Source organism: Ruegeria sp. P8 (assembly GCF_056534665.1).
Window position 1 is genome coordinate 1 of record NZ_JBQERC010000051.1, and the last position, 2,400, is coordinate 2,400.

At 58.5% G+C, this 2,400-nt stretch carries 2 protein-coding genes; one reads left to right on the forward strand and one right to left on the reverse strand.

Features of this window, described 5'->3' with window-relative positions; all coding sequences use genetic code 11:
- The first annotated feature begins 221 nt into the window (after positions 1 to 221).
- Positions 222 to 1,223: a helix-turn-helix domain-containing protein gene (locus ACR0BZ_RS19785; protein WP_480484961.1), complete on the forward strand. Its 1,002-nt coding sequence runs from the start codon at positions 222 to 224 to the stop codon at positions 1,221 to 1,223.
- Between the two features lie 91 nt (positions 1,224 to 1,314).
- Here the strand turns inward: ACR0BZ_RS19785 and ACR0BZ_RS19790 are convergent, their stop codons facing one another.
- Positions 1,315 to 2,292: an HpcH/HpaI aldolase/citrate lyase family protein gene (locus tag ACR0BZ_RS19790; protein WP_480921074.1), complete on the reverse strand. Its 978-nt coding sequence runs from the start codon at positions 2,290 to 2,292 to the stop codon at positions 1,315 to 1,317.
- Between the last annotated feature and the right edge of the window lie 108 nt (positions 2,293 to 2,400).

Below are 2,400 nucleotides of genomic sequence, written 5' to 3' on the forward strand. Positions count from 1 at the left end.
CTCCATGGGCGTCGACAAATACTGGTCCCCCGTCAACCGCGTCGACAACGCATACGGCGACCGAAACCTCGTATGCACATGCCCACCAATGACAGAATACGAAGACGCCGCTGAGTGAAACCCGTGTCTGTCCGATCCGTCAATTCGCCTGACGGATCGGATTTACACCCTGAGGGCAGCGCCAATCGGGGCGCTGCCACGCCCAAATCGTCGGAGGAACAATGAAACACTATGTCCTCGCAAATGATCACGCCAATCTGTCTGAAACGGAGCCTGAGGCACCCGAAAGATTGAAACATATCGATGTCATTCTCAACGGTGAAGCGGCTATGGCGTCAGCTGGAATGGTCATCGAATTCTATCAGGCGTTAAACACTCTGGCCGAAAACTGCACCTATGTGGTCAACCTTCGTGTCGCTGGCTCGGAACCTGCGGGTGGACCGTTATACTGGGCCGGACGAACGGCGATTTTCTGGGGAGATCTGGAGAACATCTGGTCCATTCCACATTCGCGCAGATTCTGGGTATCGCAGGTCCTGAACCTGTCTTCACGGGTTGTACTGGTCGGCGGCGCGGTGCTGCTTCTGCCGCAACTCGGAAGAACAGGCCGGAACACCGTTGCTGTCCACCCGAATTTCGCAGCCGCTGCACTGGAGGGCGGGCTGGAAGATTGTGGCACCGGCACGCATCTGGCCGCAGACGGGTGCGCCCATAGCGCAACCACCCGGCTAAGCGCGCTGCGCCTGCTGTCAGAATTTGTGTCGATCGACCACGGGGAACATATCGCGGACATACTGCGCGGATACATTGGACTGACGGAACCCACACAAAAGCACGGCAGCACGCTTGCCGCCCGTCTGGTGCACCGTGCAAAAGGTGATCAGCTTGTCATGCGCACGCTGGATGCGATGCAGGAAAACATCGAAGATCCTTTGACGATCTCGGAACTTTCCAATGTGCTCAGGACCTCGACTCGCCAGTTACAGCGAAGGTTTCTAAGCAAAACCGGTGCGAAACTTTTGTCGACCTACAAAGAGCTACGGCTGGAGCGGGCGCAGAGCCTTTTACAATTCACCAACATGTCGCAGATCGAAATCTCGACAGCGACCGGCTTTTCATCGACTGTCGCGCTGAAACGCGCCTTTCAACGCAGCTTTGACGTCAGCCCGGACGAAATTCGGAACAAGCGATTTCTGGGGACGGCCGCCCCGGAACACGGATAACCTTTCGCGTTTGTCTCGTGATCCACCAGTCAACGCAGCACCGAGCCCGCGTGGACCTTGCGCCCACGCAGGTCAGGTTTGGTGCGGGCGATCAGGCCGCAGCGATCTGACTGGCCTTTTCAACCAGCACTTCGGCCTGACGGATCGAGGCATAGTCGATCAGACGGCCATCCAGAGACACGGCACCTTTTCCGTCTGCCTCGGCCTCGGCCATGGCGACAAGGATACGCCGTGCCTTGGTAACTTCGGCATCCGAGGGCGACATCACCTCATTGGCCAGTGCGATCTGGCTGGGGTGGATGGCCCATTTCCCTTCGCACCCCAAAACAGCGGCGCGTTTGGCCGCGGCCTTATAGCCGTCGGGGTCCTGAAAATCGCCAAAAGGCCCATCAATCGGACGTAGCCCGTTGGCGCGCGCCGCAACCACCATGCGGGCAAGGGCGTAGTGCCACATGTCGCCCCAGTGGGTCAGGCGGCCTCCGTCGGTATCCGGGTCGGTTAGTACCGAATAGTCCGGGTTCACGCCCCCGATGATTGTGGTTCGCGCCCGGGTCGAGGCGGCATAATCCGCGACACCAAAATGAAGGCTTTCATTGCGCTTTGATGCCGCCGCGATCGCGCTGACATTCTGCATACCAAGCGCGGTTTCGATGATGTGTTCGAACCCGATCCGTTTCTTGTATCCCTTGGCGTCTTCGATCTGGGTCACCAGCATGTCGACCGCATACACATCTGCGGCTGTCCCGACTTTTGGGATCATGATCAGGTCCAGACGCTGGCCCGCCTGTTCGACAACATCCACGACGTCCCGATACATGTAATGGGTGTCCAGACCATTGATCCGCACCGACATGGTCTTGTTGCCCCAGTCGATATCGTTCAGCGCCTGAATGGTATTCCTGCGCGCCTGTTCCTTTTCATCGGGCGCAACAGCGTCTTCCAGATCGAGGAAGATGACATCCACGTCCGATTTCGCGGCCTTCTCAAACATTCCGGGCTGGCTGCCGGGCACGGCAAGCTCGCTGCGGTTCAGGCGGGCGGGGGCTTGTTCAATTGGATGAAAGCTCATGGTTGGGACCTTTCGGCTTACAGGTTTGGGTATATGGGGAAACGGTTGCAGAGGTCTGCGACCTGGGCGCGGACGCGGGCTTCGACTTCGGCGTTGCCGTCTTCGCCG

Excerpts from the sequence above, each read along its gene's own strand:
- ACR0BZ_RS19785 (WP_480484961.1), top strand. The coding sequence starts at position 222 with ATGAAACACTATGTCCTCGCAAATGATCACGCCAATCTGTCTGAAACG.
- ACR0BZ_RS19790 (WP_480921074.1), bottom strand. The coding sequence starts at position 2,292 with ATGAGCTTTCATCCAATTGAACAAGCCCCCGCCCGCCTGAACCGCAGC.